This is a genomic window from Agromyces binzhouensis, assembly GCF_004135055.1.
Lineage (GTDB): Bacteria > Actinomycetota > Actinomycetes > Actinomycetales > Microbacteriaceae > Agromyces > Agromyces binzhouensis.
Map to the genome: position 1 here is coordinate 1 of NZ_SDPL01000197.1, position 5,659 is coordinate 5,659.

Genomic DNA, 5,659 nt, shown 5'->3' on the forward strand with positions numbered 1-5,659 from the left:
TGCGCGACGGCCGCGACGGGGTGGGCCACGGGGTCGCGGCGGCGAGCATGACCGTCATGCTCGCCGCCATGGCCGCTCCCGGCCTCGCCACCGCGTTCGGCGCCTAGACCCCTCGATGCGCCGGGGCCTCGACGACGGCCGCCTCGGCCTCCTCGATGCCGTGGCCGACCCGCGCGTAGAGCTCCGGGTTGCGCCGACGGATGACGAGCCCCCACACGACGCCGATGATGCCCGGGACGATGACGAGCGCAGGCAGGACGAAGGTGACCGCGGTGGTCTCGGTCTGCCCGAGCAGCACGTTGAAGTTGGCGAGGATGAGCACGAACACCGCGAACAGGACGACCGCCGAGATCGCCGGCGCGATGAGCGTCTGCCATGCGCCGAGTCCGCGACGGTCGCGTCGGAAGAACCCGATCACCGCGATCGCGATGACGCCCATCAGCAGCACGAGTCCCATGGCGCCGGTGTTGGTGAGCCAGGTGAACATCGTGAGGACCGGGTAGAGGAACTCGACCGGCGCGAAGTCGGACTTGAGGCCCATGACCTCGCCCGCGACGACGAACCCGAGCGTCACCACGATCGCGATCACGCTCTGGGCGACCGAGCCGGCCCAGGGCGCACGCGAGGTCGCGCGGACCGCACCGAGACCGCGGTGCAGCACGCCCTCGCGCCCGAGCGAGAACAGGTAGCGGGCGACCGCGTTGTGGAAGGACTGCAGGGCGGCGAACAGGCTCGTGAGGAACAGCACCTGCATGAGGTCGCTCACGATGACCGGCGCGTGCGCGCCCATGAAGACGAACATCAGGTCGGGACCGTAGGTCGCCGAGGCCTCGACGATCTGCGACGGTCCGATGCCGACCGTGAACGCCCACGCGCTGAACGCGTAGAAGACGCCGATGATCGCGACGGCCGAGTAGGTCGCCCGGGCGACGGTGCGCTTCGGGTCCTTCGACTCCTCGCCGTAGATCGCCGCCGATTCGAAGCCCATGAACGCGGCGACCCCGAACGACAGGACGGCGCCGACGCCGGGCACGAGGAACTCGGCCGGCTGGAGCGCGGCGGTGCTCACGCCCTCGGGTGCGACCGCGAATGCGACGAGGTCGAAGACGAGCACGGCGGCGAACTCCAGGGCGACGAGGATGCCGAGGACCTTGGCCGACAGGTCGACGCGGTTCACGCCGAGCGCGCCGACGACGACGATGCAGGCGAAGATCCAGAGCCACCACGGCGTGGCGAACCCGAACCTCGCCTCGAGGAACATCGACATCTGGAATCCGAACAGGCCGTAGATGCCGACCTGCATGGCGTTGTACGCGACGAGCGCGACGAGCGAGGCGCCGACGCCGAAGGGGCGCCCGATGCCCTGGGCGATGTAGGCGTAGAAGGCGCCGGCGTTCGTGACGTATCGGCTCATCGCGGCGTAGCCGACGGCGAACACCGCGAGCGCCGCGGCGAGCACGATGAAGCCGACCGGCACGCCGATCACGCCGGTCACGGCGAAGGTCGTGGTGACGCCGCCGGCGACGACGGTGAGCGGCGCCGACGCCGCGATGATCATGAGGGTGACGGATGGCACGCCGAGTCGGCGGTGGCTGAGCCCACCGGTCGCCGTCGGCGACGTCGTCGTCGTTGCGGAGGTCATGGCTGGGATCCCTTGGTCGACGGAGGGCGAGCCACGGCGGCATCGCCCGGTTCCGGCCCATGGTTCCGTGCGCCGCCCCGCCGGGCTTGTCGCAGAGCGTACGCCGATTGACCCCGGCCGCAGACTCCCACTGTCGAATTTGCCTCAACACGCGTAGAGTTTCCTCTCGACCCGGACATCGACGTCCCGCCCAGAGATGAGGTGCATCCCGTGCCCCACGGATCCTCCCCCTCCCCCGCGCTCGCCCACGACGCGCCGGCCGTCGACACGACGACGCTGCCGCTCGACTTCACCGAGTTCAGCGCGCTCGCCTCACGCTCCTTCGTGCCGCTGCGCGTGCGATCGGACGATCCGGACGCCTTCCGCGGCGACATCCGCGCGTCGGTCGGCGACGACATCCACCTCTCCGTCGTCACGGCCTCGGGGCACGAGATCCACCGCACCCCTGAGCTCGTCGCACGGTCCGAGCATCGCTCGTTCAAGCTCGGCCTCCAGCTCTCCGGTACGGGCCTGCTCGTCCAGGGCTCCCGCGAGGCCGTGCTCCGGCCCGGCGACCTCACGATCTACGACACCGATTCCCCGTACACCCTCGTGTTCGAGGAGGCGTTCAGCACGCTCGTGCTCATGGTGCCGCACCGGATGCTCGAACTCCCCACCGACGCCGTGCAGGGCATGACCGCCGCACGTATCCCGGGCGAGAACGGGCTCGGCCGCACCGTCGCGCGCTTCCTCGCCGGACTCGCCGACGACCTCGACCAACTCGACGGCCCCATCGGCGGCCGGCTCGCCCGCAACGCGGTCGACCTCGTGACGACGCTCTACGCGCGCGAGCTGGATGTCGCGCGCGACGCCGACCGGCCCCACCTGGCGATGCTCCGCGGCATCCAGGCCTGGCTCGAGGACCGGCTGGGCGACCCGGACCTAACGCCGGCGAAGATCGCCGCGGCGCACTTCATCTCGACGCGCCACCTGCACGCGATCTTCCACGAGGAGGGGCTCACGGTCTCCAGCTGGATCCGCTCGCGGCGGCTCGACCGGTGCCGTCGCGAGCTCCGGGACCCGCTGGCGGCGCACCGCCCGGTCGGCCAGGTCGCCGGCCGATGGGGCTTCTCGGATGCCGCGCACTTCAGCCGCGCCTTCCGCGCCGAGTTCGGCGAGCCGCCGACCGCCGTCCGCGCGCGCGCGACGGCCGCGTGATCCGGAGCGCCGGTCAGACGAGGAAGTCGATCGCCGCGTCCTTGAACGTGCGGGACGTCAGCGTCGACACGTGGTCGCGACCGCGGATCGTGACGAGGTCGCTGCCCCAGTCGAGCGCGAGCTGCTGGACGCCCACGGGAACCGGGTCCTCCTCGCCCGCGACGAACAGCACCGGGATGCCGCCGGGGATCGCGAGCGGGGCGCCGGAGACGCCCTCGATGCACGCGAGGAGCGCCTCGCGGTCGGCGCCGGCGCGGATCGCCGGGGCGAGGACCTGGGCGATCACGGGGTTGCGCGGTGGCGTGCCGTCGACGAGGTACCCGCGCGCATCCTCGACGTCCCACGTCGCGAAGAGCTCCGTCGGCCCCGCACCGCCCACCACGACGCGGCGCACCCGATCGGGCGCGAGCTCGCACAGGGCGGAGATGACCCGGTTGCCCATCGAATAGCCGATGGCGTCGCAGCGCGCCGCACCGGCCGAGTCGAGCACCGCGAGGAGGTCTCCGCCGAGACGATCCGGTGCATAGGCGTCGGCGTCGGCCGGTTTGTCGCTCGCACCGTGTCCGCGGAGGTCGGTCGTGATCACGCGGCGCCCGGACTCCACGAGCGAGCGCACCCATCCCGTGCCGTCCCACGTGACGGTCGAGTCCGACGCGAAGCCGTGCACCAGCAGCACGGGCGGGCGGCCCGATTCGGCATCGTCGCCGTGCACGCGGTAGGCGATCAGGACGCCGTCGGGGGCCTCGGCGTGCAGGACCGGCGCCGAGGACGTCGGCCCGATCACGCGTCGCCCGCCTCATCGTCGGCAGGCGCGTCGGCGGTCTCCGCCGCTTCGGACTCATCCGCCTCGACGACCTCGCCGGGCGGCAGCTCCGACGAGTCGACGATCGCGGCACCCGCGTGACCGAGTTCGGCGATCGCCGCGGCGGACGACTCCGGCGCGACGCCCGCGACCAGGTCGCGGAGCACGCGCACGTGCCGCCCGTGCTCGATCGCATCGAGCGCGCTCGCGCGCACGCAGTAGTCGGTCGCGAGGCCCGCGACGTCGATGTCGGTGATGCCGTGCCGCTCGAGCACCTCGGTGATCGTCGCGCCCGAGTCATCCGTGCCCTCGAAGATCGAGTACGCCGGCACCCCCTGGCCCTTGCGGATGTGCACGTCGACGCCGCTCGTGTCGAGCGCGGGGTGGTACTCGGCGCCCGGCGTGCCGGCCATGCAGTGCTTCGGCCACGTCGTCACGAAGTCGGGCGCGGCATCCGTCGCGAAGTGCCCGCCGTTGTCGTCGTCGGCGTTGTGCCAGTCGCGGGAGGCCACGACGAGGTCGTAGCGCTCGCCGTGCTCGGCGAGGTACGCGGTGATGCCCGCCGCGACGGCCGCACCGCCGTCGACGCCGAGCGCGCCGCCCTCGGTGAAGTCGTTCTGCACGTCGATGATGAACAGGGCACGACTCATGATCGGCTCCTTCGCTCCTCGGGTCTCGGGCGGGGGTTCCTCCGGCCGCCGCTTCCATTCTGTCGCGATTCACGGATGCCGCGGCAGGCCCTCGGTCACTCGTTCGAGAGTTCGTCGCCGCAGCGGTAGAGACCAGTCGTGAGCGTGTCGATCGCCACCTTCGCGTCGGCCGTGATCTGCGAGACGTCGCCGAGCGCATAGATCGCGAAGGTCAGGGTCGTGCCGTCCTGAGCGTGGACGATGCCCCCGAGCGTGTAGCCCGTGTCGATCCAGCCCGTCTTCGCGAACACCGCGCCGTGCGCGACGGCGTTGCCACCCGCGAAGCGGTCGGCATACGACAGCGAGCCTCGCTGGCCGGCGATGGGGAGGCCGTCGCGGATCACGCCGAGGTTCCCTTCTCGCGCCTCGACCTTCGCGAACAGGCGCGTGAGGTAGGCGGGCGGCACGGCGTTGTCGGGCGAGAGTCCCGACCCGTCGATCACGCGGATGCCGCCGCGGGCGATGCCGTACGTCTCGAGCGCCTGTCGCACCGCGGGGTCGATGGCCGCGAACGTGTTCCCCGTCCCCACCGCGACCGCCACCTGCCGGGCGAGCATCTCCGCGACCGTGTTGTCGGAGACGACGAGCGACTTGTCGATGAGCTGCGCGACCGTGGGCGACCACACGCGGCCGAGTTCGGTCGCCCCGTCGGGCGCGGTGCCGCGTTCGATGACCGAGACGCCGCCGAGGACCGAGGCGAACGCGTCACCCGCCCGGCCGACCGCGTCGGCACCGCGCCGGGAGGTGTTCGCGTACGGGTCGTCGCGGTCGCCGTCGACCATGAGCGCCGTGATCTCGGGCATGTAGCCGAGCTCGCGCTCGGTCGGCGCCCAGCTCGCGTGCCAGGTCTCACCTCCGAAGTACGAGGAGTCGAGGATGAGCTTGGTGAGCGGCGGGTTCGACGGGTCCGCGTCCCACGCGGCGCGCACCTGACGGGCGAGGTCGTCGAGGTGCGCGGCGCCGGGGTAGACGGTCTCGTTCCCCGTCGCGGTCCTGGAGAGCGTCACGTCGCCACCCCCGACGAGCACCACGGAGCCCGGCTCGCTCCCCTTCACGACCGTCGTCGGGAACCGGTCGTCGGGTGAGAACACGGCGAGCGCGGCGGCTGCCGTCACGACCTTCATGACGCTCGCCGTCCGCGAGGCCGTGAGGCCGCCGCGATCGAAGAGCACCTCGCCGGTCTCGGCGTTCATGACCTGCGCCTGCAGGTTCGCCAGGCGCGGGTCGGCGGCGAGGCCGGCGACCGAACAGGTGCGCACGCGCGCGACCGGTTCCGGGGTCGGGCTCGGCGTCGGGGTCGCGGTGGGCGTCGGCGTGGGCGTCGCGGTG

General features: G+C 72.1%; 5 protein-coding genes. 1 reads left to right on the plus strand and 4 read right to left on the minus strand.

Going from position 1 to position 5,659, the window contains the following annotated elements; translation table 11 throughout:
* Nucleotides 1-103 precede the first annotated feature (103 nt).
* Entirely contained in the window at nucleotides 104-1,642 is a 1,539-nt protein-coding gene (locus ESO86_RS10435) for an APC family permease (RefSeq protein ID WP_129234839.1), read from the minus strand.
* A gap of 210 nt (nucleotides 1,643-1,852) precedes the next feature.
* On the opposite strand from ESO86_RS10435, the gene ESO86_RS10440 reads away from it, so the two are divergent.
* A complete protein-coding gene (locus ESO86_RS10440; RefSeq protein WP_129234840.1) occupies nucleotides 1,853-2,839 on the plus strand; it encodes an AraC-like ligand-binding domain-containing protein in 987 nt (328 codons plus the stop codon).
* A 13-nt stretch (nucleotides 2,840-2,852) separates the two neighbouring features.
* Here the strand turns inward: ESO86_RS10440 and ESO86_RS10445 are convergent, their stop codons facing one another.
* From ESO86_RS10445 to ESO86_RS10455, 3 genes are all read right to left on the minus strand, one after another.
* Nucleotides 2,853-3,623, minus strand: a complete 771-nt coding sequence (locus tag ESO86_RS10445) for an alpha/beta fold hydrolase (RefSeq protein WP_242492317.1) — start codon at nucleotides 3,621-3,623, stop codon at nucleotides 2,853-2,855.
* Nucleotides 3,620-4,291: an isochorismatase family protein gene (locus ESO86_RS10450; protein ID WP_129234841.1), complete on the minus strand. Its 672-nt coding sequence runs from the start codon at nucleotides 4,289-4,291 to the stop codon at nucleotides 3,620-3,622. The genes ESO86_RS10445 and ESO86_RS10450 overlap by 4 nt, the downstream gene beginning before the upstream one ends.
* A 95-nt stretch (nucleotides 4,292-4,386) precedes the next feature.
* On the minus strand, nucleotides 4,387-5,659 hold a 1,273-nt coding region (locus ESO86_RS10455; protein ID WP_207207090.1), incomplete at its 5' end, for a D-alanyl-D-alanine carboxypeptidase/D-alanyl-D-alanine-endopeptidase.

Excerpts from the sequence above, each read along its gene's own strand:
- ESO86_RS10435 (WP_129234839.1), bottom strand. The coding sequence starts at position 1,642 with ATGACCTCCGCAACGACGACGACGTCGCCGACGGCGACCGGTGGGCTC.
- ESO86_RS10450 (WP_129234841.1), bottom strand. The coding sequence starts at position 4,291 with ATGAGTCGTGCCCTGTTCATCATCGACGTGCAGAACGACTTCACCGAG.